Annotated in this window: 25 protein-coding genes; 14 read left to right on the forward strand and 11 right to left on the reverse strand. The window is 63.0% G+C overall.

Features of this window, described 5'->3' with window-relative positions; all coding sequences use genetic code 11:
- Positions 1-41: 41 nt before the first annotated feature.
- Genes ACFTWF_RS36505 through ACFTWF_RS36520 form a run of 4 tightly spaced genes read left to right on the forward strand, consistent with a single transcriptional unit; the run spans position 42 to position 3,759 of the window.
- Entirely contained in the window at positions 42-1,226 is a 1,185-nt protein-coding gene (locus ACFTWF_RS36505) for a CaiB/BaiF CoA transferase family protein (protein ID WP_378465946.1), read from the forward strand.
- 43 nt (positions 1,227-1,269) lie between these two features.
- The gene (locus ACFTWF_RS36510) at positions 1,270-2,139 is read left to right on the forward strand and encodes a MaoC/PaaZ C-terminal domain-containing protein (protein ID WP_378465947.1); all 870 of its coding nucleotides are present in this window, start codon (positions 1,270-1,272) and stop codon (positions 2,137-2,139) included.
- Between the two features lie 42 nt (positions 2,140-2,181).
- Positions 2,182-3,159, forward strand: a complete 978-nt coding sequence (locus ACFTWF_RS36515) for an NAD(P)H-dependent flavin oxidoreductase (RefSeq protein WP_378465948.1) — start codon at positions 2,182-2,184, stop codon at positions 3,157-3,159.
- Between the two features lie 48 nt (positions 3,160-3,207).
- Positions 3,208-3,759 (forward strand): MarR family winged helix-turn-helix transcriptional regulator, encoded by a 552-nt coding sequence (locus tag ACFTWF_RS36520; RefSeq protein ID WP_378465949.1) that lies wholly within the window; start codon positions 3,208-3,210, stop codon positions 3,757-3,759.
- A gap of 36 nt (positions 3,760-3,795) precedes the next feature.
- On the opposite strand, the gene ACFTWF_RS36525 is transcribed toward ACFTWF_RS36520, so the two are convergent.
- Both ACFTWF_RS36525 and ACFTWF_RS36530 read right to left on the reverse strand, forming a co-directional pair.
- Positions 3,796-4,518: a histidine phosphatase family protein gene (locus tag ACFTWF_RS36525; RefSeq protein WP_378465950.1), complete on the reverse strand. Its 723-nt coding sequence runs from the start codon at positions 4,516-4,518 to the stop codon at positions 3,796-3,798.
- Between the two features lie 82 nt (positions 4,519-4,600).
- Complete coding sequence (locus tag ACFTWF_RS36530) at positions 4,601-5,185, reverse strand: nuclear transport factor 2 family protein (protein WP_378465951.1); 585 nt, start codon at positions 5,183-5,185, stop codon at positions 4,601-4,603.
- Between the two features lie 234 nt (positions 5,186-5,419).
- Between ACFTWF_RS36530 and ACFTWF_RS36535 the strand changes: the two genes are divergently transcribed.
- From ACFTWF_RS36535 to ACFTWF_RS36550, 4 genes are all read left to right on the forward strand, one after another.
- Positions 5,420-6,538: a Gfo/Idh/MocA family protein gene (locus ACFTWF_RS36535; protein ID WP_378465952.1), complete on the forward strand. Its 1,119-nt coding sequence runs from the start codon at positions 5,420-5,422 to the stop codon at positions 6,536-6,538.
- A gap of 106 nt (positions 6,539-6,644) precedes the next feature.
- On the forward strand, positions 6,645-7,289 hold the full coding sequence (locus tag ACFTWF_RS36540; protein WP_378465953.1) for a hypothetical protein: 645 nt from the start codon (positions 6,645-6,647) through the stop codon (positions 7,287-7,289).
- 46 nt (positions 7,290-7,335) lie between these two features.
- Positions 7,336-8,799 carry a pyruvate, phosphate dikinase gene (locus tag ACFTWF_RS36545; protein WP_378465954.1) on the forward strand — a complete coding sequence of 488 codons (1,464 nt, stop codon included), beginning with the start codon at positions 7,336-7,338 and terminating at the stop codon, positions 8,797-8,799.
- Between the two features lie 369 nt (positions 8,800-9,168).
- Positions 9,169-9,459: a hypothetical protein gene (locus ACFTWF_RS36550; protein ID WP_378465955.1), complete on the forward strand. Its 291-nt coding sequence runs from the start codon at positions 9,169-9,171 to the stop codon at positions 9,457-9,459.
- Here the strand turns inward: ACFTWF_RS36550 and ACFTWF_RS36555 are convergent.
- The gene (locus tag ACFTWF_RS36555; protein ID WP_378465956.1) at positions 9,440-10,246 is read right to left on the reverse strand and encodes a hypothetical protein; all 807 of its coding nucleotides are present in this window, start codon (positions 10,244-10,246) and stop codon (positions 9,440-9,442) included. The genes ACFTWF_RS36550 and ACFTWF_RS36555 overlap by 20 nt on opposite strands.
- A 511-nt stretch (positions 10,247-10,757) precedes the next feature.
- Between ACFTWF_RS36555 and ACFTWF_RS36560 the strand changes: the two genes are divergently transcribed.
- From ACFTWF_RS36560 to ACFTWF_RS36570, 3 genes are read left to right on the forward strand one after another with little or no spacing between them, the layout of a single operon-like run.
- Positions 10,758-11,480 carry a hypothetical protein gene (locus tag ACFTWF_RS36560; RefSeq protein ID WP_378465957.1) on the forward strand — a complete coding sequence of 241 codons (723 nt, stop codon included), beginning with the start codon at positions 10,758-10,760 and terminating at the stop codon, positions 11,478-11,480.
- A complete protein-coding gene (locus tag ACFTWF_RS36565) occupies positions 11,477-11,770 on the forward strand; it encodes a hypothetical protein (protein WP_378465958.1) in 294 nt (97 codons plus the stop codon). Before ACFTWF_RS36560 ends, ACFTWF_RS36565 begins: the two co-directional genes overlap by 4 nt.
- Before the next feature lie 7 nt (positions 11,771-11,777).
- Positions 11,778-13,412: a PEP-utilizing enzyme gene (locus ACFTWF_RS36570; RefSeq protein WP_378465959.1), complete on the forward strand. Its 1,635-nt coding sequence runs from the start codon at positions 11,778-11,780 to the stop codon at positions 13,410-13,412.
- Between the two features lie 329 nt (positions 13,413-13,741).
- Here the strand turns inward: ACFTWF_RS36570 and ACFTWF_RS36575 are convergent, their stop codons facing one another.
- The 7 genes from ACFTWF_RS36575 to ACFTWF_RS36605 form a co-directional block, all read right to left on the reverse strand.
- The gene (locus ACFTWF_RS36575) at positions 13,742-14,554 is read right to left on the reverse strand and encodes a hypothetical protein (RefSeq protein WP_378465960.1); all 813 of its coding nucleotides are present in this window, start codon (positions 14,552-14,554) and stop codon (positions 13,742-13,744) included.
- A 143-nt stretch (positions 14,555-14,697) separates the two neighbouring features.
- Positions 14,698-15,066: an ester cyclase gene (locus tag ACFTWF_RS36580; RefSeq protein WP_378465961.1), complete on the reverse strand. Its 369-nt coding sequence runs from the start codon at positions 15,064-15,066 to the stop codon at positions 14,698-14,700.
- Positions 15,067-15,246: 180 nt separating this feature from the next.
- Positions 15,247-16,554, reverse strand: a complete 1,308-nt coding sequence (locus ACFTWF_RS36585) for a cytochrome P450 (protein ID WP_378465962.1) — start codon at positions 16,552-16,554, stop codon at positions 15,247-15,249.
- Between the two features lie 89 nt (positions 16,555-16,643).
- Positions 16,644-17,597: a PDR/VanB family oxidoreductase gene (locus ACFTWF_RS36590; RefSeq protein ID WP_378465963.1), complete on the reverse strand. Its 954-nt coding sequence runs from the start codon at positions 17,595-17,597 to the stop codon at positions 16,644-16,646.
- Positions 17,598-17,602: 5 nt separating this feature from the next.
- Positions 17,603-18,457: a TIGR03619 family F420-dependent LLM class oxidoreductase gene (locus tag ACFTWF_RS36595; RefSeq protein WP_378465964.1), complete on the reverse strand. Its 855-nt coding sequence runs from the start codon at positions 18,455-18,457 to the stop codon at positions 17,603-17,605.
- Between the two features lie 38 nt (positions 18,458-18,495).
- Positions 18,496-18,960, reverse strand: a complete 465-nt coding sequence (locus ACFTWF_RS36600; RefSeq protein ID WP_378465965.1) for a nuclear transport factor 2 family protein — start codon at positions 18,958-18,960, stop codon at positions 18,496-18,498.
- Positions 18,961-18,984: 24 nt separating this feature from the next.
- Complete coding sequence (locus tag ACFTWF_RS36605; protein WP_378465966.1) at positions 18,985-19,416, reverse strand: limonene-1,2-epoxide hydrolase family protein; 432 nt, start codon at positions 19,414-19,416, stop codon at positions 18,985-18,987.
- A gap of 97 nt (positions 19,417-19,513) precedes the next feature.
- Between ACFTWF_RS36605 and ACFTWF_RS36610 the strand changes: the two genes are divergently transcribed.
- The 3 genes from ACFTWF_RS36610 (at position 19,514) to ACFTWF_RS36620 (ending at position 22,467) form a co-directional block, all read left to right on the forward strand.
- A complete protein-coding gene (locus ACFTWF_RS36610) occupies positions 19,514-20,872 on the forward strand; it encodes an FAD-dependent oxidoreductase (RefSeq protein WP_378465967.1) in 1,359 nt (452 codons plus the stop codon).
- A gap of 123 nt (positions 20,873-20,995) precedes the next feature.
- Positions 20,996-21,436, forward strand: coding sequence for a limonene-1,2-epoxide hydrolase family protein (locus tag ACFTWF_RS36615; RefSeq protein WP_378465968.1), 441 nt, complete (start codon positions 20,996-20,998; stop codon positions 21,434-21,436).
- A 98-nt stretch (positions 21,437-21,534) separates the two neighbouring features.
- Positions 21,535-22,467 (forward strand): SDR family NAD(P)-dependent oxidoreductase, encoded by a 933-nt coding sequence (locus tag ACFTWF_RS36620; RefSeq protein WP_378465969.1) that lies wholly within the window; start codon positions 21,535-21,537, stop codon positions 22,465-22,467.
- A gap of 64 nt (positions 22,468-22,531) precedes the next feature.
- On the opposite strand, the gene ACFTWF_RS36625 is transcribed toward ACFTWF_RS36620, so the two are convergent.
- Entirely contained in the window at positions 22,532-23,668 is a 1,137-nt protein-coding gene (locus tag ACFTWF_RS36625) for a hypothetical protein (RefSeq protein WP_378465970.1), read from the reverse strand.
- Between the last annotated feature and the right edge of the window lie 46 nt (positions 23,669-23,714).

A 23,714-nucleotide genomic window follows, 5' to 3' on the forward strand; every position in this document is an offset into this window, starting at 1 on the left:
TCAATCGCGCAGCCACACCGATTCGACGGAGTTGATCACGAGTGCCCCAGCAAGAGCAGACGTCGGACCAGTCCGCCACCGGGCCGCTGACAGGGCTGAAGGTCCTGGAACTCGGCGGGATCGGGCCGGGACCCTTCGCGGCGATGTTGTTGTCCGACATGGGTGCAGATGTGGTCCGGGTGGATCGTCCGGGACCGGACAGCAACCTGGGGGCGACCGACGTGCTCCAGCGGGGCCGCCGTTCGGTCGTGCTCGACCTACGTCGGGAGGAATCGGTCGCGGTGCTCCTGGACCTGGTCGAGCAGGCGGACATCGTCCTCGAGGGTTATCGCCCGGGCGTCGCTGAACGCCTCGGCGTCGGGCCCGAGGATTGCCTTGCTCGAAACCCGCGGATCGTCTACGGCCGGATGACCGGGTGGGGCCAGTCGGGCCCGTGGGCGCAGATGGCCGGGCACGACATCAACTATGTAGCCCTCACAGGTGCCCTCCACGCTGTGGGCCGTGCCGGCGAACCTCCTGCGGTCCCGGTCAACCTGCTGGGCGATTTCGGTGCGGGGTCGACCTACCTCGTCATGGGCGTGCTCGCCGCACTGTGGGAGTCGAGACAGTCCGGTCGCGGGCAGGTCGTGGACGCCGCAATCGTCGACGGCGCGGCGTCACTCACGACCATGCTGCACGGCATGCTCCACGCCGGAAGCTGGAAAGACGAGCGCGGTGTGAATCTACTCGACACCGGTCGCCCCTGGTACGACGTGTACGAGACGTCCGACGGTGGATGGATGACGGTGGGCGCCCTCGAATCGAAATTCTATGCACAATTCGTCGAGCTCCTCGAACTTCCCGCGCAGTTCACGCGCCGTCCGAAGGAGGACGGGTGGCCGGAGCTTCGCAAACATATCGCCGATCGATTCCAGAGCAGGACCCGCGCGGAATGGACTGCGGTCTTCGAGCACACCGACGCGTGCGTTGCTCCGGTTCTCACTCTCGGTGAAGCCGCCGATCACCCGCAGTTGCGCGATCGTCAGACGTTCGTCGACATCGCAGGCGTCCGGCAGCCGGCGCCCGCTCCGCGCTTCGATCGAACTCCCAGCGCGGTCCAACGTCCCCCGGCCAGGCTTGGTGAGCACACTCTCGAGGTACTGACCGACTGGGGGCTGGCGAGCGCAGAGGCATTGATCGCCGACGGTATCGCCGGGAACACCTATCAGCCTGCAACGACCTCGTAACCTTCTCCGCCCCCGGGCATACGGCACAGACAGGAATCAACTCATGTCGATCAACCCAGCAGCTATCGGTGCAGTGACGGAACCGAAACGCGTCTCGTGGACCGACCGCGACACCCTTCTCTACGCGCTCGGTGTGGGGGTGGGAACGCAGGACCTGTCGTTCACCACCGAGAACAGCAACGGTGTGGAGCAGCAGGTGTTGCCCACCTACGCAGTCATCGCGTGCGCCGGATTCGGCGCATTGTCGAAGGTGGGAAAGATCAACTGGGGAAAACTCCTTCACGGATCTCAGGAGATCCGGTTGTTCGCACCACTTCCGGCCGCCGGCAGTCTCGACGTGGTGTCGGAGGTGGCCGACATCCAGGACAAGGGTGAAGGGAAGAATGCTGTCATCGTCCTGCTGGCCCGGGGCACCGACCCGGACACCGGTTCGGCGGTCGTGGAGACCCGCACGACCCTTATCATCCGTGGCGCCGGTGGGTTCGGCGGCCGGCCGGGGACCCGTGCCGATGCCGTCGTGATCCCCGACCGTCTGCCGGACGCACGAGTCAGCCTGCCGACCCGCGAAGATCAGGCCTTGCTCTATCGGCTCTCCGGAGACCGCAATCCCCTGCACAGTGACCCCTGGTTCGCCACGGAGAAGGCGGGTTTTCCGCGTCCGATTCTGCACGGACTGTGCACGTACGGTGTCGCCGGGCGCGCTCTTGTCGCCGAGCTGGGTCACGGAAAAGCACAGAGCATCACGGCGATCGCCGCGAGATTCACCTCGCCCGTCTTCCCCGGTGAGACGTTGACGACATCGGTGTGGACCACTGAACCCGGGGTGGCGGTGTTTCGCACCGAGGCAGTTGCACCCGACGGAACGGATGCACGTGTGGTCCTCGACGACGGCCGCGCCGAGTACGTCGGCTGACCACCGTTACCCCGGTTGCCCGAGACAATCCCAGGAGGAAGCATGTTCACCACCGATTTCACCACCACCTTCGGGATCGAGCACCCGATCGTCTGCGGTGGGATGACGGCAGTAGGTCGAGCCGAGTTGATTTCGGCCGTTGCGAACGCCGGCGCGCTCGGATTCCTCACGGCGTTGACGCAGCCCACACCGGACGACCTGGCGAAGGAAATCGCGCGCTGCAAGGAGATGACTGATCGCCCCTTCGGGGTCAATCTGACGATTCTGCCGACCATCGATCCGGTTCCGTACGACGACTATCGAGACGTCATCATCGACAGTGGAATCAAGATCGTCGAGACCGCCGGCAGTAATCCGGCGCCGCACCTGCCGGCGTTCAAGGCTGCAGGCGTGAAGGTCATCCACAAGGCGGTCGCGGTGCGGCACGCGGTGAAGGCGCAGGCTCTCGGCGTCGACGCGGTGAGTATCGACGGATTCGAGTGCGCGGGCCACCCGGGCGACGACGACATTCCGGGGCTCGTGTTGATTCCGGCGGCAGCGCGCGCTCTGTCCATTCCCATCATCGCCAGCGGTGGGTTCGCGACCGGTGCCGGGCTCGTTGCGGCGCTTGCCCTGGGTGCTTCAGCTGTCAACATGGGCACGCGTTTCGTTGCGACCGACGAGGCGCCTGTGCACGAGAATGTGAAGCAGCAGATCGTGGCCAACGACGAGCGATCGACGGTGGTGGTGTTCCGGGAATTCCGGAACACCGCGCGCGTCGCGCGCAATGCGATCTCGGAACAGATCGTGGAGATATCGGGCAAGCCCGGCGCAACGTTCGAGGACGTCGCACACCTCGCCTCCGGTAAGCGTGGTCGCACCCAGGTTCTCGAACACGGCCTCGTCGACGACGGTATGTGGTGGGCAGGACAAGCCCAGGGGCTGATCCACGAGATCGCGCCCTGCGCGGAGGTGATCGACCAGATCATCGGCGATGCCACCGAGGTGCTCGCGCACCGTCTCCAATCGATGTCGATGTAGATAGTGCGTGCGTGATCCGGAACGGATCGTCATCAGGAGGCGGCAGCAGTGGACGACAATCTCGAGGTTGCGGTGAAGGAAGTGGTGTCGGCGGCCCCGGCGCAACCCGAGACCGTCGACTGGTTGACCTTCGCGAGAGACCATCGCGACGACGGAAACACAACCATGTTCATGGCGATGCGGTCGGTCATGCGGTTGCAACAACACATGACCTCGGTTCTCGAACGTGAGTTGAAAGAGCACTTCGAGATGAATCTGACCGACTTCCTCATGCTCAAGACACTCCAGATGAGCGATGACGGGACCCGGTTGTTGAGCCGCGTCGCGTGGCACCTGCTCGTGCATGCAACGACCGTGACGATCGCGACGGACCGTCTGGAGGCCCGAGGGTTGCTGTACCGCCACACGCATCCTCGTGACCGCCGAGCGAGGTGCGTCACCATTACGGAGGAAGGGCGTGCGGTAGTCGATTCGGCGACCGAGAAGCTCAGTGGCTGTGGTTTCGGTATGCCCGGTCTCGATGCCGAAACTGCCCGAACGCTCGTCGAGTTACTGGCACCCGTGCGGCGTTCGGCAGGCGATCTCGATCGGTCTCACTGAAACCACCGCGCGGCTGTGGGCCCGCTGCCGCACGAATCAGTAGCTGACGAGGTCGTGGGAGCGCACATGGTCGATCTCGTTCACAGTGTGCATGGCCCACCGTCCGTCGCCATGGAAGGCGCGGGTGACCGAGGTGTGCGCTGCATAGAAGAACATGTCCTCACGGATCGCGAATGCTGCAGCCAGGAATGCGCTGATCACACCGCCATGAGCGACGACAGCGAATCGCTCGCCGTCATGGTTGAGTGCCAGTTTTTCGATCTCGCGATACACGCGCGCACGGAAGTCGTCGCTGCGTTCGCTGTGAGGAAATGCCTCCCAGCGTCGTGTCCGGAGGAACTCGGCGCTGGCGGCCGTGAGCTCGTCCGCGGTGGGATCCGGGAGAGAATCGTCGCCGAAACCGAAGACATCGATCTCCCGCAACCCGCCGAGCACCACCGGGTCCAGCGAAGACGGTTGCGCTCGCGCGACGCGCATGGCGGTCTCTCGGGCACGCTCCAGATCGCTGCAGTAGATCGCAGAGAACTGTTCGTGCGCAAGGTGCGCCGCTACCGCATCGGCCTGCTCGAGGCCGACATCGGAGAGCGGCGGATCCAAATGCACTGAGCGAGGCTCAGTCCTGGAGGGCGACACCTGTTGGGCGTGCCGAATGAGAACAACTTCTGTGCGGGGCCCCTCGATGAGCAGCGCGCGGTGGATCCGATCACGCGTCGACGGCGTCGAATCGGGTGCAGGGATAGGGCGTGCTGTCTCGTTCATGGGTGAGTTACTCCTCGAGTTGCGCTCAGGGTGAGCTATCTTGCGGGTTTCATGGCACCCGCATGGTGACGCGTCGACGCACTCATGCGAGATCGGACGCAGGCCACCAACGGGACAACATTCCGACGACAGAATCGTCGTCGCGGGCGGGGAGACGACCCATGTAGCTGAGGTCGGAGCGATCACGTCGTGACCGCGCGAATCCACGTGGCTGCTCTGCCTCCGAGAGCATCGGCTGACGGAGGCGCCATTCGCGGACCACGATGCGGTGCGCGATCCTCCACCCCGCCCCCGGCCGGTTCTCGAAGCGGTCGATGTAACGGCACCCGAAGACATCCATGATCAACTCGTCGCTGTCGGTGGGCCGCACGTGGTGGGCCACGCAGTAGCTCTCGGCACGCGCAATGTCGCCGTCGACGTCGATCAGGGTGTTCTGCAGCGTATGCATCGTGCTCTCGAAATGAAGGAGGTGTTCCATCACCCACTCCACATAAGCGTCCGGTCCACCCCGGAACGCTCCGCCGTGGTCATCGATTGCGTCGTCGTGATAGACGGATCGCACGAGTTCGCCATCCCGCCGGTCGATTCCCCGGCAGTACAACTTCAACGCCCGATCGATGTCACGTTCCGCCGCGAGAAGTTCCAGTTTTGCTGCGATGTCAGGCAACGGTGTCTCCAAACTGGTGGTCCAGGTCGTGCCGGAGCTGCCGTGTCGGCTGGCTCTGCTCGGCCGCTTGATGTCAGCAAATCACTCTTGTCATCAATAATCAACAGTTAGATAGTATGGGGAAGTGGGGCGTCGATGCTCGATCGCCACAGTTCTCGGCCTGTGCGGCGAGGACCGATCGGCAGAGACGATTGCGCGCCCCTCAGTGATGGTCTCGAATAGGAGTGGTAGCACATGACGGTCCCCATCAGTAATCACAGTTCGCTCGGCGTCGGCATCGTGGGGCTCAGCGCGTCGGGTGGTTGGGCCGCCGGTGCCCATGTGCCCGCCCTGACGAGGCTTGCCGGCTTCGAGTTGCGTGGATTGGTCGCCAGCAGCAGTGCTACGGCAAAGGTGGCGGGCGACAAGTTCGGTGTCGACTTGGCGTACGACAACGTGCGAGAACTCGTAGACAGGGATGAGATCGATCTCGTCGTCATCACGGTCAAGGTTCCTGAACACCGCGAGCTCGTCATGACGGCTCTCGATTGCGGAAAGGCTGTTCTCTGCGAATGGCCGCTCGGCAACGGACTCGCGGAGACCGAGCAACTCGCGGAGGCGGCGCACGCGCGGGGTCTCCCAGGATTCGTCGGACTCCAGGCACGGTCGGCTCCGACCATCCGATACATGCGCGATCTGATCGCCGACGGCTATATCGGAGAGGTCCTGTCGACCAGCCTCATCGGATCGGGAGGTACCTGGGGGGCGACCGTCGACGCCCGGAACGCGTACACCCTCGATCGTGCGAACGGCGCGACAATGCTGACCATTCCGTTCGGTCACACCATCGACGCTCTCACCGTGGTGCTGGGAGAGTTCGATGACCTCGCCGCCACCACGGCGACACGACGACGGCAGGTCTTCGACGGGGAGTCGAGCAGGGGGATCCCGATGACCGCCGAAGACCAAATTGTGGTGAGCGGCGTTCTCGCGGGCGGTGCAATCGCGTCCGTGCACTTCCGAGGTGGAATGTCCGCCGGCACGAACCTTCTCTGGGAGATCAACGGCACGGACGGCGACCTCGTGCTGACGGGGAACTCCGGGCATCTCCAGTTGGCGGACATCGAGCTGCGGGGCTCCCGCGCCGGAAGCGACATGGCAGTGATGTCCCCGCCGCGGCGCTACGAACTCGCACCGCGGGACGCGTTCGGCGATGTTCCGCGGGCCTACAACGTGGCGAACGCATACGCGCAGATCCGGGATGATCTCGCTTCTGGGACCGCATTCGCGCCTACGTTCGCACATGCCGTGCGGCGCCATAGTCTGCTCGAGCGTATCGGTGCGAGCGCTTCGAGCCGGTGCGGGTCGCGATGACGAGTGGTAGTGATCTGTTGCACACTGCTGTACGATCAGTTTTACTCTAAGAGTCGACAATAAATCAGTCGAGTAAGAACGCACACCGAGCACGAAGGCAGAATCGATGAGCACCGGAAGTTCGCACCACGAGGACACTTCGCAGGAACTGAGCCTGCTGCAGACCCTTCGCCTGAAGGGACGCGCGACATCGGATGCGCTCGCGTCCGCTGCTGGGATCGACGACGCAACGGTCGAACGTCTCGTCGACAGCGCTGTCGACGCCGAACGATGCACTCGAACGGGTCAGTTCGTGAAGCTCTCGGCATCGGGAAAGGAGCGACTTGCGGAACTGACTGCCGCTGAGCGAGCGTCGGTCGACCACGCAGGGCTGGAGAGTCTGTACGAGCAGTTCGACTCCTACAACAACGACCTCAAAGCCCTTGTCACCGACTGGCAGATGAAGGATGGGGCCACACCCAACGATCACTCGGATGCGGCATATGACGAGGAGATCGTGCGTCGGCTGTCCGACCTGCATGAGTCCTTCCTGCCATGGCTGGGAAAGCTCGCGGTGCTGAACAAGCGCCTGGCTCACTACACAGCCCGATTCGATACCGCTATTGACAAAGTCAACAGCGGCGATCACAGCTTTATAGCGCGCCCAATTGCCGACAGCTACCACACCGTGTGGTTCGAGCTGCACGAAGAACTGATCGGCCTGCTCGGCAGGGATCGCGCATCCGAGGCCGCAGCTGGCCGAGCGGTCTGATCACCGTCACCATTCATGGACTGAAATTGGCAAGGAAGGATAAGAGATGACGGTCTTGCGCCTGGGGCAGTGCCCGGATGCGGAGCGCGAGCTCATCGGAGGAAAGGCGTTCAGCATCAATTCGATGCTCACCCTTGGACTCCCGGTGCCCCCCGCGTTCGTTCTGGGAACCGATGAATGCGCACGGTACTACGCTTCCGACCGGAAGCTCGCCGATGATGTACTGACAGAATTGCGACGGGGGATCGAATCTCTCGAAAGCACACTCGGGCGTACGTTCGGAGCTGCGCAGAAGCCGCTGCTCGTCTCCGTTCGATCGGGTGCGCCCCGCAGTATGCCGGGGATGATGGACACCGTTCTGAATCTCGGCATCAACGACGCCGTCGAGGCTGCGCTTCGTGAGGAGACCGCCGACTCGGATTATGCAGCGGACACCCATCGTCGCTTCAAGGAGCAGTTCCGAAAGGTTGTCGGGAGTGACCCGTCGCCGGAGCCCTGGGAGCAGCTCGAAGCCGCCGTCGCGGCCGTATTCAACTCCTGGCACTCGCCTCGCGCGGTGGCCTACCGCCGCCACCACGGGATCCCCGACGACGGGGGCACCGCGGTCACTGTGCAGGCCATGGTCTTCGGGAATCTCGACGACCACTCGGGGACGGGCGTACTGTTCACCCGCGACCCCGTCACGGCTCAGTCCGCGCCGTTCGGTGAGTGGCTCCCCAAGGGGCAGGGCGAGGATGTCGTCTCCGGACGGTGTACACCGCTCACTCTCGGCCACCTCGCCGAGTTCATGCCTGACGTTCACAGGCAATTGATGGAGTCCGCCGCGCTTCTCGAACGCACATTCCGTGACGTCCAGGACATCGAGTTCACGGTTGAGTCCGGGCATCTGTGGTTGCTCCAGACACGTTCCGCGAAGCGCTCGGCGAGCGCCGCAGTGCACCATGCCGTCACGTTCGAAAAGGAAGGCATCGTCACACCCGAGGGGGCACTGTCGATGATCAGCCCCGAGCAGTTGAGCGCGTTCCTCCGACCACATCTCGCGCCGACGGCACGCATCGGTGCCAAGCTACTGGCGCGGGGAGAAGTCGCGTGTCCCGGCGTGGTCAGCGGCCTGGTGGTCGGAACGGCAGACGAGGCGGAGGAGATGGCCGAACAAGGCATCGACGTCATCCTCGCTCGCCCGACGACCGATCCGGACGACGTCCACGGAATTCTCGCCGCCAAGGCGATCATTACCGAGATCGGAGGGGCCACCTCGCACGCGGCGGTGGTCAGTCGCGAATTCAACCGGGCATGCGTCGTCGGCTGTGGTGAGGATTCGCTCATGGGTCTGGTGGGCAAGAACGTCACCGTCGACGCCACGTCGGGTGAAATCCTCGACGGCGTCCTCGAGGTAGAGATTCCCTCGAAGGACACGCACCCCGATCTCCGCGTCGTCACCGAGTGGCTCGCGGCGAGTGCAACCGGGTGCGACAACCCGCTCAACAAGATTCTCGCGGCTGCGCATTAGTCACGAATCAGCACAACATAATTGACGAGAGATGGTGCAGGGTGTGGCCCCTCAGCGAGTTCGCTGAGGGGCCACACTGGTTTGCCGAACCTTCACACATCGACACGAAAGGATGCGCGAATTGTCATACTCGCCTTTGTCATCCCCGTTGCATTTGCCGGGCCGTCCATGGTGCAGGCGTCTGAAATGATCACGGGTCACGACGACGGTTGCTTCGGTTGCGGCAGTGACAACCCGATCGGGCTCGGACTCCGGTGTACCGCCGGTCCGGGGCTGTCGCTGCGTGCGTCGGTGGCACCGGCAGCGACGAATCTACGATGCATCGGACCCGTACCGCTCGGGATCATCTCAGCGATTCTGGAGGAGTCGATGGGATTGCTCGGTGGGCTGGTGTCGACATCGATGAAGGTCGAGCACCTGTCGATCGATTGCGAACATCTTTCCGATGCCGAGCAGGAACTCACTGTCGAGGCCCAGATCGATGAGGTCATCGGCGACCGCGTCCGCACCAGCGCGGTTGCAAGATCTGCCGGTGGCGGTCTTGTCGCGACTGCCACCGGGACCTACGTGGCCGCTTCGCGCCTCGTGCGCCTTTCTGGTAGCTGGAACAACCAGAAAGGCGCACGGGTGGCGGAGCCGCCTACCGCGGCGAAGGAGTAGTAGCGGGCCTGTAATTGGGTCGGAAGGGACGGCGCCCGAGCACTGTCTCGAGGATGAATGCAAACACCGCAACCCCCAAGGCGATCGTCACCATTCCGAGCAGCTGTGTCGGCAGCCAGGGGTAGTTGCCGTTGACCGCGATCCAGGAGGGCATTGCGATGAAACCGTAGACGGCCGTCACGGACAGAGGAGTGATCAAGAGCATCGACACCGACCTCCAACCGCGAAGACGCTCGCGGTACCGGTAGGCAATTGCGGCGGCCAGGAACACACCGACCGAATTACACGGGATCCACCACCACGGCAGCTGTGTGAGGATGATGAGCGGCTGATTCCCGTAGTAGTGATAGACACCCATGTTCAGCAGGATCTCCTCGAATATCACCGAACTCGCCGCGGCCCCCGCCCACATCAGCCAGATCGTCTTCGTGCGCGGATTGCTCTCGAGAAGTTTGTAGATGAAGATCATGAAAGCCCCGTAGCCGAACCAGCCGGCTACGATCCACCACGGCATCTCCCGGCCGAGGATGGTGAAAGCATGGTTCGACTCACTCCACGGGAAGTACACCGCGCCGATCACGTCGTAGAAGACCTCGGGGATGCAGATCATCGCCCCACTGAGCGCGAGCATCAAGGGCAGGAAGGAACCGGTCTTCCTGAGTTCGCGGACGCCGAGTCCGACTCCGATCAGCCCTGCCAAGGTCATGAAGGACGTCGCAATGATGTTGTTCATCGACATGTACGGGGTATCTTGCGGCGGAACGGGGATCTTGAAGACGGGATCCATCGTGAAGTCCGCGCTTCCGAGAACAGGGCCCTGCCGGAGCGCGGTGATGATGAGAGCCGCAGCGATTGCGCACACAACCGTAACGGCGATAATGATTTTGCCTCTTGGTGTGATTCCTTCCAGCGAGGATTGATCGGGGTTGACCTGCGGAGCGACTCGCTGTGGGGAGCCCTCCTTGGATGGCGTGGAAACCATGTCTGCGCCTCTCTTTGGCGACGGCGAGTGTGGACTTTGCCTTGAAGCGGCAACTCTCGAGTGGGAACGACTGCAGAACCGTCGCCACCCGCTCAACTCTATGACGTAGGCCACACAAAAGTCGATAGTTAGATGTTCGCAATCGCGATTGTTTTCAGATGAGGCTGAAGCGGTCACTCTCGGGAGCGTTAGCCGAGTCGCGGATCGACTCGCCACGACATAAGTCGACCATCAAACGGTCGGATGCTAGACAATGCCCTCCGATCGTGACTAGCCTCACACTCGGTCAGTGAAGCGGCGTAACGAAGGAGATCGAATGACAATCTGGAAGTTGGGCGATTTTGCCACGCGCCCGGTAGTGGGTGCCTTCGAGCCCGAGCCCGACGATATGGACCTATTGGCGGACAAGCACGGACTCGGTCTCCAGAAGTCCTGGCTCTACGGCTTCTTCAGAGATGCCGAAGGGCTCACCTATTGCATCGAACGCAACTTTGTCGGATCACTGACCTCTGGCCTGTTCGTCATGACTCAGGACGGGGACCTTTCGCGTGAACTGAATGTGCATCCCGATTCGGGCCGCAGCGCCCGCGGGGAGCTGCGTCGCACCGTGGAAGGTAAGACTCGCCGGTGGTCCGATCCTGTCTTTCAGAAGCTCCCGGCGGGGTGTTTCCCTGAAGGCGAGCAGTCGATGGAACTGGAGTTCAGCCGCGAGAAGCTGGTCTACAACGAGGGCGACATCCTCGCCATGGAAGGCGTGTCCGCCGGACTGGGTATGCAGTTCTTCATCCCGTCCCTCGATCGTCCGCTGCTGTACACCAGCACGTGCTTCTGGATGGAGGGCACTTTCCAGGGGAAGAAGGTATCCGGTCCGATCTGGTTCGACAATTCCTTCTGGCGGCACGGTCTGGAGTGGAAGGAGTACGGCTACTTCCTCGACAAGCAGATCATGTGGCACGTGTTCTGCAACAAGTTCGACGACGGCTCGTTCGAAGGGGGCATCTCGTCTCCGGCCGCGATGGCTTCTCACCGGGTGTGGTGATCCAAAGCACCGGTGAGGTCGAGCTGACCTCCGACACGGACGCCTGGTTCCAGCTCGACGACGCACGCTGGCCCACCGAGGCGACGTTCGAGGTCGGTGAGTCCACGTACCGTATGGACGCCCCCGCGACCGGTCGGATGACCGAATTCTCCGAATCGCGCTGGGCGGGCTACCGTGCCCAGCTCGGCCAGTCCCGACGCGATGGCGACACGCGCACGCTTGTGGACGGCCTGACCTGGAACGAAGGCTTCCCGGTCGACAGGGTCGGTCCCGACGGCAAGCCCGCATGAGGCCCACATGTCGATGAACGCTCTCACCCCCGCCGCGGCGGACCTGTCCGACCCTGTCCACGGGTGGTCCGAGCCGGACCGCTTCTGGACCCTCGCCAACACCAGCGAGGTCACACCGGGGATCCTCACGGCGCTCGACTGGAGCGTCTGGGACAACTTCGAGTTGGCCGTCCGGGCTGCGTGGTGCCAGATGGGGATCATGCAGCCGAAGGATGTGCACCTACCCGCTGATCCGAATCTCCGGCAGACCTACGTCTTCTACGGGCGCCACGCTCTCAACGTGGACTACGTCCGCGACTTCATGGGGGCCGTACCAGGCGCGTCGCCGAATGACTTCGAGCGCGACGTGTGCGGCACAGTCCGCCCGGACATGCAGGACGGGAAGGGTTCACTCCGACGCGTCCCCGCCATGCTGGTCAAGTTGCCACGAGTGTTCCGTCGCCATTCGGGCGAGCTCCAGCGCTCCCACACGGAGATGGTGGACTGGTGGCGGCGGGACGTCCTGTACGGGGTCGGCAGTGACGACCCCCTTGCCGATCTGCACGACGCGGCGAGCCGGTTCCGCGACACGATGACTCTGCATATTCGTACCCGAACGTTCCTGCAAGGGGTCCAGGGCGCTCTCGTCGGCATGGCCGAGAAGGCGGGGCGTGCGGACTTGTCGCTGACGGTCTTCTCGGCCTACGGCGACGTCAGCGAATCTGCGCTTGCCGATGACATGTGGGCACTGGGCCGTGAGCAGCTCACCATGGCCGAGTTCCTCGAGCTGCACGGCTATTACGGCCCCGACGAGGGAATGGTCTGGACGTCGTCATGGCGCGAGGACCAGACACCGTTGCTCGCGCTGGCGCGGTCGATGGCTGCCCGTCCCACTCATGAGGTGGGCAGCCGCGCCGACTCTGCACGAGAGGCCCGCCTCGACGCCGAGGCGCAGCTGATGGCAACGATGGGCCCCCTGAAACAGAGACTTTCTCGGTTCCTCTTCTCGCAAGCGGGTCGGCAGGTACGGAATCTGGAGTTGGGCAAGGCGAGCTACCACATTGCGCTCGACGGTTGCCGGGCGGCGGCCCGGCGCGTCGGCGCTGACCTTGCCGCCCGTGGATTCGTCGATGATCCGGAGGACGTGTTCTTCCTTACGATCGAAGAACTCGGCGCGCCACCGGCGCACGTGCGTGAGCTGATCGAGTTCCGGCGGGACCGTCGCCTGGAATATCATTCCGTCGACCTGCCGATGACCTTCTACGGCGTGCCGGAACCCGTCCCCGCCTCCGACTACGACCCGAACATCACCGAGATTGCCGGCATCGGCGCCAGCAGCGGTGTGGTGGAGGGCCGGGCCAGATTGGCCACCGACGCGGACGACGACGACCTCTTCGAGGACGGCGACATCCTCGTGTGTCGAATCACCAATCCGAGCTGGACACCACTGTTCACGCTCGTGGAGGCTGTCGTCATCGACATCGGCTCCACCGCAAGCCACGGAGCCATCGTCGCTCGGGAACTCGGGGTCCCCTGCGTCATCAACACCGGAAACGGTACCCGTGCGATTCGCACCGGCGACCGCATCCGTGTCAACGGTACAGCCGGCATTGTCACGGTCTTGGAGAGGTTCGCCGGTACGGCTGACCGGACTGATCTCTGACGCTTCGATGATGGCGAGGCGCCGCATCCGCACATCCCGCGGATGCGGCGCCTCTGCGTTTGGGAGCTCGTCGACAACCTCTGAGTCGGAACGTGGTTCGCGAGAATGCGTCGACCTGCAGAGCGTTATCTGCAGTACCAAGTCTCGACGGCGTCGGAGACGAGCAAGAGGGCCGAACTACGGTCGTCGCTATTCAGCAAAGCGCCGGATGGGATCGAGGCCGGCCGGTCCTGGATGACCCTCTCGCGCCGTAGCCGGTGATATGCGGATGCCCGAGCCGAGAATGACTCGGCTCGGGCATAGAACGTCTGTGGAAGGAACCTATTCCGTCAATGCGCTTCGGCCCGACTCGGCTCGCTCGCGATTTCCCCGGTCACATGGGGTTTCGGCAGCATGAACTCTGCAACCATCCACGCCGTCGAAATGCTGAGTGCCGCCGTGATCACCGCCGCTACCGTCGTCCACAGGACACTTCCGCCCAGATTGAGCGCGGCAAACGTCGGCCACCCGGTCCACACTTCCCATGCGACGAAAGCGCTGGGTATCAGTGGAACTGCAAGGAGTGTGCCCCTCGTGCCGAACCGTCTCTCGGCCACCACGAGCAGTGCACCCGAGGCAATCCCGCCCAGGTTCGTGAAGAGCCACCACAGCGGGAAGCCGCCGTCGTAGAACTGGAAAGGCTGCGGACCGTAATAGTCGTACAACTTGAGGGCGGTGAGTGGGATCTCGATGATGAGATTTGCTCCGAAGACTACGGCGACAGCACGCCAGAACTCCTTCTTCGATGAACCGCTCTTGAACAACTGGAAGAACAGGTAGGCGCTCCCTCCGGCGAAAGCCGGGTAGAGCAATGTCGACCAAGTGGGATCTCCCCTGAAATTGAACATCACGAACGTCATGATGTTGCCCTCGCGGTAATTGAGAAGCCCGAGGACGCCGTAGAACGGCTCGGTGAGTGCAGCGAGAAGTCCACCGACAGCGCACATCAGGAGCGCGGGAGTGCGATGTCGAATGAAGTCGTAGAGTGCGTAGATCAGGAACAAGCCGGCGACGACGATCGCGACTGCCAATGCAATATCATGCGTGGTCGCGGGGGCGAGAACGTCTCGTGGTGGGTCTGGAACGTATGACAGATAGGTCATGGTGCAGAAGTTCCTTCGCGGAAGTGGCAGGCGTCACAGAAATGGTCTAATAAGAGACTATCTATGTGTGGATGGTTGGTCAATGGTGCAGCTACTGATCACGTCCCTGTTCTGGAGCGATGACTCTCGAGGGAAGGCTGACGCTAGCGCCAGCGTCCTGCTTCGTACGCGGCGTTCCACACCTCGCAGATTCGTCCGTCGACGACGCGGAAAACCTCGATGCTGGAGACCTCCTGCTTCTCGGCCTCTTTCGGAACCAACGTGCATACATACACAATTGTCACGAACTCGCCGTCCGAGACGGTGTGGAGGAGGTCGAATCGCGCGTCGTCCATCTCGGCCATGAAATCGATTGCACGTTGTCGTGATTCCGCTCGCGTGAGCGTTTCAACCTTGCCGACCTCGTGTCTGATCACCTCCTCGGAGATGAGTTCGTCGGCAAGGTCGAACTTTCGTTCACTCCAGAACTCGTGGTTGTACCGCAGAACTACCTCTTCGGGTGATCGCTGCATTGCCGTCTCTCCTCGCGATGAAGGTTGCTTGTTGATGCTCTATTGCGACATGGTCGAATAGTCGAAATTACCTGCGGTATCCGGCACTTTCGATCGCAGATCAAAAATGCGATAGTACGAACTCCCGGATGGAGTTCGTACTATCGCATTGTCATCGTGGCAGATCCCCGCGACGATCCGTCAGGCCGAGGCAGGCGAAAAGGTGACCGGCAGCGATTCGATGCCGTGCAACACGAAGCTGCGGTGGAAGGTCACGTCCTGGTCGGGGTCGGCCAGAGCGATGTTGTGGCACCGCTCCAGCAGCACCGCCAGTGCGGCCTTGGATTCCATCTTGGCCAGATTCATACCCAGGCACGAATGTTCGCCGCGCCCGAATGTCAGGTGCCGTGCCCTCGCCTGGTCCAGGTCGAGATCGTCGGGCTCGCTGTAGACCGCGGGGTCACGGTTCGCGGAGCCGGTGACGAGGTAGATGAGACTGTCGGCGGGAATATGTGTGCCTCCGACCTCCACGTCTTCGACCGCGACCCTCCAGATGCCCTGCACGGGCGGTTCGAGACGAAGTACCTCGTCGAGGAAGTTCGTGATCTTGGAGGGATCCTCACGCAGAACGTCCTGCAGCTGGGGATCCTTGGCCAGGGTCCACACGGCACTGGTCAGCAGGTTCGTGGTCGTCTCGTTTCCGGCGACCAGGAACTGAACCAGCATCTGAAGCAGTTCGGGCAGAGTCAGCGGTGCTTCACCGTCGAGTCGTGCGGCGAGCAGGTCGCTCAAGAGATCGTCGACCGGGTGCTCGCGTCGACGGTCGAGCTCCGCGGTGAAGTAGTCGTAGAAGGCATCCACCTGGTCGAAGATTTCGATGATGGCATCAACGTCGTGGGAGAGGGCGCCGACCCCACGTGTGAAGGCGTTCGACCAATCCTTGAAGGTCTTCATGTGTGACGGCGGGACTCCGAGGAGTGTGGCGATCACCGTCATCGGGATCGGCATGCTGAAGGCTTCGACGATGTCGGTCCCGTCCGAGGCGAAGTTGTCGACGAGGCTGTTCGTCAACTCCTTCACCGCGCCATCGAGTTCCGCCACCCGGCGAGGCGTGAATGCGGCGTTCACCAGCGAGCGTTGACGCTTGTGCAGAGGCGGGTCGGAAAACAGCAGAACACGTGATTTGCTGAGTTCCATCCTGCGGGCCGCCTGTCGACGGGTGCGCTCGGGAATGTCGTCGTTGTGCAGGATCTGCTGGGCAATGCTGGACACCGAACTCGGACCGCTGGCCATTCGATTCGAGAATCGGGTGACATCGCGCAGCACGTCCAGGACATCCTCATGTCGCGTCACGACCCAGGCCCCGAGTTGCTCGTTGTGGGTGACCGGTTCACTGTCCCGCTGCGCGGCGTACGCGCCGTAGGGACACCGCACGACGTCGGGGCGTAGTGCCAGCAGGTCGTCAAGTGTGGCGACTGGGCAGGTTGAGGTCTCCACTCGTTCTGTCACCGCAAACTCCTCATGCACGATTGATAGAATGTTGAGCATTAGAGTATCGGACGATGTGCCGACCTGTCTACCACACGGGCATCACCACGTCAGAGATCGAGGACGAGCTTTCGTCCTTTGCAGCGGCTCACGCAAATCATCATCACGTCGCTGGATTCCTGCTCGTCGGGAGTCAGGTAGTCGTCGCGATGGTCGGGTTCACCCTCGAGTACCTTGGTCTCGCATTCCCCGCAGTAGCCTTCCTCGCACGAGAAGGGTTGATCGGGGAGCACGTTGCGTACCTCGTCGAGGATGTTGACACCCTCGGGAACGGTGAAGGTGACCCCGGTCCGGCGTAACTCCACTTCGAACGAGTCTCCGCTGGTGTCGACCGGGCCACTCGAGGAGAACCGTTCGAAGTGCAGGTCGCCCAAATGGTTGTGGGCGGTGTACTCCTTCGCGACGGCATCGATCATCGGGCTGGGGCCACATGTGTAGACAACAGTTCCAGCGGGTGCATCAGCGAGAATGGCCGGCAGATCGGGATATCCGCGCTCTTCCTCGATCCACAGGTCTACCTGGTCTCCGAAAGAGACGAGCTTGTCGCGATACGCCATCGAACTCGCGCGGCGCCCACCGTAGACGAGCGACCACGTGGCGCCGGCTCTGCGGGCCTGTTCGATCATGGGAATGAGCGGCGTGATGCCGATTCCTCCGCCGATGAAGACGTACGAGTCCGCCTCGACCAGGTGAAAGTTGTTTCTCGGGAGGCGGATGCTCAGCTCGACCCCGGTCTGCACGGCGTCGTGGAGTTCCTTCGATCCGCCGCGACCGTTTTCCTCGCGCAGCACGGCGATCGTGTACTTCGACCGGGCGTCTGTGTCGCCGCAGAGTGAGTACTGACGTGACAGTCCGGAGGGCAGATGCACTTCGATGTGCGCTCCCGGCTCCCAGACGGGGAGGGGATCTCCGTCCGGATGCGCAAAAGACACTTCGATGACGTCGTCGGCGGCGACCGTCACGCTGATTACGCGGAGGGTCAGGCGTTCGATGGTGGTGATCATTGTGATCATCCCTTCGCTGCGTCAACAAGCGGCTCGAGCTTACTGAGAACGTCGAGCCACGCTGCTGATGTGGTGATTTCGGAACAGAAGTTTGTCTCGACGATGACTCCGTCGAGGTCGGCCGTGGCACACTCCGCGACTCGGGTGGTCATCTCCTCGACGGACATGCGCTTGCCCGCGGTGGACTGCTGGGCGAGTCGATAGATCGCTCCCACCGGTGCCTTCCCAGCGGGACGCACGCTGTTGATGTCGTCGAGGAGGCTCACGACATTGCCGATCGGTATCGAACCGGGGTTCCACAGATCGAAGTCACGTGCGGTTCGAGCGAGTCCGGCTTTCGAGTACATACCCGACATGAATTGCGGAATCCGGGTGGGCTTCGGCTGCATGATTACCGGGCCGATGTCGAAGAAGGCGCCGTGATACTCCACCGGGTCGTCGCCCCAGCATGCGCGAAGCGCAGGAACGAATTCGTCCATGCGCTTGCCGCGTGTCCGGGGATCGACTCCGACCGCGCGGTGCTCCTCCTCGGACCATCCGACGCTCAGGCCGACCACGGACAGCCGACCGTTGCTGATTCGGTCGATGGTGGCCAAGCGGTTGGCGAGTTGAGCGGGCCAGTGATTTCCGCCGACGAGAATGCTGCTTCCCAACTGCAGCCGTTCCGTCCAGGTGGCGACGGCGGCGAGCATCTCGGTCGGAGCCCACACCGAGCGGTAGACGTCGGGCTGGCTGGCGGCGCTACCGCCGTAGTCACCCGACTGGTCAAGCGAGTACAGGAAGTGATCTTGTACCCAGAGACTGTCGAAGCCCATCTCATCGGCTTGTTGCACGAAGTCGCGAACCAGCGATGCCGACACGACTGGTCCTAGCTGAGGCAGAGTGAGGCCGATTGTGGTCACGACGGGACGCCCTGCTTCGGGAGTTCGCGGCGCTCGATCCGAGTCAATCGACTGCGACAGATGCGCCACCGTCCGTCGTCGCACCGGCGGTAGGTCTCGGTGTAGTGCCCCCACCCTTCATGGGACACATATCCACTGTCGCTGGGAGATTCGACCCGGTCGTACATCGGCCAGGTGGCGGTGGCCGTCGAATCGTCGGTGACGTCGATCTCGGGAACGTGGCCGTGATGCACGGAGTATCCCGTTTCGAAGTGCCGGGCCACGCTGGCGAGAAATTCTTGCTTTCCTCGGGGTGACGACGTCGACTCCGCAAAATCGACCTGTAGGTCCTCCGTGAACAGGTCGGCGAACTCGTCCCAGAGTCGGAAATCGACGCAGCGGAAGTAACGGGCCTTGAGTTGGCGGATGTCTTCGATGGCTACGAGCCGGCGAACGGCCTGCTCGAGGGGTTCAACGGTCATTGTTCCACTCCTGTCCGACGGTGTTCAGTGGTGGTGCCGCGGGAATCGCTCCCGGATGGGGGAGTCCGCGTTGTAGTCGGCGTAGCGAGCGATCTTTCCGTCCTCGACCACGAACGTGCCCATGATCGGGATTTCGATCGCCACCCTGCCGTCGGCGGTGTGCACGCGGTCGATCCGCTCCGTCAGCACGGTGTTGCCCCGGGATGCGATGTTGAGAAGTTCCGCGGTGCAGTACTCCATGTCGAGGGTGTCGTGCAGGGTTGTCAGGAAATCCATGGCAGCCTGCTTGCCCTTGGTGGCAGGTGACCCGGTGTTCTCCCACGAGACATCATCGGTCATCCACCGGTCGTAGCAATCACGCATGTGAGGCCACCCGCCGGGTCCCCAGTCATCGAGGAAGCCGACGACAGCCTTCTCGTCGTCGGTTTGCGGTTCTGCGCCCGGGTGGATGATCACTCGATCCTCCTTGGTTTATGGTCCTTGTCGCAGCAGATACTCGCATGAAAAACTATTGATCGTCAACGTAACTATCGTCGGTCGCGCGGGAGGCACAGTGAGTCTGGATTCGGTTGTCATTGCCGGGGGAGGCATCGCGGGCCTGCTGTCCGCCGCCGCCGTCAGTCCCCACGCGCAGCGGGTCACGATCCTCGAAAAGGACGACTTCCCTGCTGAACCAGCGCACCGCCGCGGGGTGCCGCAGGGAAGGCAGGTCCACGCACTACTTGGCGCGGGTCAAGACGCAATGTCGGAACTGCTGCCCGGCATCGTGGATGATTTCGAGGCCGCAGGCGCCCGCATGGTCGACTCTCCCGCAGATCTTGCGGTCTTCGGTCGATTCGGCTGGGCCGGGCGAGTGCGCAGTGGCACCAAGACGGTGATGATGCGTCGGCCGGTGCTCGAGCACGTGGTGCGTGCGAGGGTTCTGTCTCTCCCGAATGTCACGGTGCACAAGTCGGCGGCGACGGGACTGTCGATGACCGGCGACCGGACGCGAGTAATCGGGTTTCGGCTGCACGACGACACAACCGTCGACGGTGATCTCGTCGTCGACGCCACCGGCCGGGTATCGAAATCGGTCGACTGGCTCGCCGATTTCGGATATGAAGCCCCGGAAGAGAAGGAAATGCGTTCGCACATCGGGTATGCCACCGTCGAGGTGCGTCTGCCGGATGATGCCTTCGACGACGGGGTAGTGGGGGTGCTGGCGCATCCGCACCCCGGGAACTGTCGTGGTGCGGCAGCGGTACCCGCCGACAACGGGATCTATCTGATCGCCGGCCTCGGAATGATGAATCAGGATCCACCACGAGACCTCGATGGCTTCATGGCACACCTCGACGCCGCTCCGAGTCCGATCGTGGGGGAGATCGCTCGGAAGGCGGAGTTTCTCACCGACATCGTGACGTATCGAGTCCGCGGTAGCCGGCGCCGGATGTGGGAGGACCGTCGGCGGTCGCCGGACGGATATCTATTGATCGGTGACGCCGTCATGGCGTTCAACCCACTGTACGGTCAGGGCATGTCGGTAGCCGCTTGTGAGGCGGTTGCCCTGTCGCGCAGCGTGTCTGCGAACTCGTCGGTAGCCGGCCTGTCGCATCGGGCGCAGGCGGCGATGAAGGGCGTCATCGACACCGTCTTCGCCATGGCGGTGTCCACCGACGGGGCGTACGAGGGTGCCGAACTCGTCGGAGTGCCGAGGCCGACCCCGGAGGACATGAATGCTGGTGCCCTGCTGTCGCAGGTCGCGACCGAGGATCCGGAGGTGGCCCTCGCTGTCAAGCGGTATGCCCATCACTTCGATCGTGCCGATCTGCACAAGCCCTCGATCGCTGAAGCGGTGCGGGCCTGGCAGGCTGGTCGCCGCGAAGTCGTCCACCACAACCCACTGGTCATTCCCGGCATCATCGGCTGACCTCCTGGCGTCTGTCGCGCAACGAGTTCGGCGGTCGAGTCTGAAATTCGATCTGTTACCCACGTCACTCGACTGATAGTCTTGTTTCGGAATATCTACCACTCGATAGTTGGAGGATCTGGCATGGTGTCGCCCAGCAATGACAAGGAACGGTTTGTTCTCGACTTCTTCCGGGGAATGGGACCTGACCTGGAGTCGTTCAAGAAGACGTATCGCGAGAGCCTCGCCGAAGATGTCGAGTGGGAGAGCGTGGGGTTCGACCACCATCCCAACCTCGAGGACTCACTGAAGTACCTCGACACGCTCGCCGAGCAGACCGGGATGGCGTACTGCGACATCAATGTGATCAATATCGGTTCGGCGGGGGACCTGGTCTTCACCGAGCGCGTCGACACGATGTACCGGGGCGACGGATCGAAGATCATGGACTTCCGTGTTGCGGGCGTTCTCGAGGTGCGAGACGGCAAGATTCATCGCTACACCGACTACCTGGACAGTCTGGGCACCGCGACCCAGCTGCAGTCGCTGGCTCAGGAGATGGGTCACGGAGCCGTCACCGCCTGATCTTCCCGCCGGTGAGGGGTCCGGGACGGGCCCCACACCGGGATCGGTAGCTCACAGGCTTGCAGGTTCGGTCGAGGAGGAACTCACATGAGATCGCGATGGATTCGCACGACACGGCCGGTCTCGGTCGACACCGGCGTCGGCCGGAACAAATGCAGGGTGGCGACTTCATGACAATGGATCCGTTTCGGCTCGACGGTGAGGTCGCAGTCGTGACCGGTGGCACCGCGGGGATCGGTTTCGAGACGGCCAGGGTGCTACTGAGCGCCGGGGCCAGGGTGGTCGTCTGCGGCCGCAATCCTGAGCGAGGGCGCCACGCGGTCGAGCAGCTGAGGGCGGTGGGCGACGTGCACTTCACCCCCGCTGACGTAAGTGATGAGAATTCGGTTTCCGATCTGTTCGCCGATGTCAGGTCGCGCTACGGACCGGTGAGCGTCCTCGTCAACAACGCCGGCCCGACCGACCTGCTGCACTCGCGCGACGTCGATGGTCCGTTGGGTGCGGTACGGCCGACTGCGTTTGCGACCTTGATGGAAAGAACGGTCACGTCGAGTTACCTGCCGACGCGCGAAGCGCTGACCGACATGCTCGGTGCGCGTGCCGGCAGCATCGTCATGATCTCCTCGATGGCCGCAGCACAGGCGATGCCGGGCTTTGATACCTATGCCACCGGCAAGGGGGCGATCGAGTCGATGACGCGTGCGATCGCGGGCAGTTATGGGCATCTCGACATACGTTGCAACGCAATCCGTGTCGGCCGGATTGCGGTAGATCACGGCGGGGGCCTACGTGCCGCCGCCGATCCGGTCGAGGAGGATCCGGATGCCTGGCGGGGTCCCTCGCTTCCCAAAGCGGGTACGCCTGAGGACATTGCGCATGCTGTGCTGTATCTCAGCTCCGCAGCCGGCCGCTACGTCAACGGGGTAGTTCTCCCGGTGGACGGGGGTGTCGGAAGTCGCTCGCTCGTGCCGTGGCAGACGCCGCGGCCGGAGATGCTCGACGAGCATGCGACGGCGTTACTCGGCGATTGATCCCGTTCCGCCACGAGGGTTGCCGGTGCCGCCGGAGTTCGGGGGGCACCGGCAACCAGGCGACTCAGGCGTACAGGCCGCGCCGGGGGAGCGTCCCACGCGTCATCACGGCACAATAGCCCGTCGACTCGACACCGTTCACCGTCATCCGGGCGAGCTGCTCGCGATGTCCGGTCGGTGTCGGCTGACCGTCGAGTAGCACCTGCTCCCGATCCGCATGCACATAGACGTCGTATTCGGCGACCGCACCTCGCCACGCGCCGAGGCCGCGCCCGTCCCTGTATCCGCCGTCGTACCCGGTCCCTGCGTACGCCCAGGCATGGATCAACGGCGTAGCACTGACCAGCAACTCCTTCCCGTCGCCGACGACCAGTCGTAGCGTCACCTCGTCGTACTGCCGGGTTCCCGGGTGAAAGTCCACGTCGAAGGCGGCAATGCCCACCGGAAGACGAACCCCGTCCCGGGTCATGGCAACGACGTCGCTGAACGTGATCCGTCCTTCACCGTCTTCGCGCTGTTGAAGCGACACCCAGAAGTCGTCGTGCTCGACGACCAGAGCTATGTGCAGCATCGACGAGGCAGGCGAGGTCGGCGAGGCGGACTTCGCCGATTGTGGATCTGCGACCGACCGGTCGAAACCTCCCACACCGGGCCGCACTCCCCACGAGTGGTCACGCGTACCCCACCAGCTGTCGACGTCTACCGTTTCGCCGGGGTACTGTATCGACCCCGCCCAGCGGCCGGGCTGGTGGTACCGAGTGATTTCCTGTCCGACACGTCCGCCGCGTGAGTCGACATAGTGTGCCTCGCAGGCCGGCTCGTGCGTGCTGGTGAACGTGAGGTCTGCAGTGAGCGGGGTGTCGGAGTCGGCCAGTCGAACGCGGAGTTGCCGAAATGGTTCGACAACGTCCACGGTCAAACCGCCCACGCCCGTCGTGACGACGTCGTCGCCGAGTGCCCGGGAGAACCGCGCGTTGTGCTGCCGGTCGCCTTCGAGAATGCAGAGGAAGCCGTCGCACACTCCCATGTTCTTGTAGATGGCCAGTCCGGCGACGAAGCCGAACTCCCCGGAGGGGTTGACGCCCGCGAACCAGTACCGGTCGAAGAATCGGTGGTCGCTGGTCGCGGTGTACAGGAAAGGCCATGGCGCCTGGTGGAGCAAGGTCTCGTCCGCGGGATGGAGAGTGCGTTCGTCGATCACTGGTCACCTCTGGGATCCGGGTCAGATATTCGAATTATCGATAGTC

It is taken from the genome of Rhodococcus sp. NPDC056960, assembly GCF_042674125.1.
Classification (GTDB): domain Bacteria; phylum Actinomycetota; class Actinomycetes; order Mycobacteriales; family Mycobacteriaceae; genus Rhodococcus_F.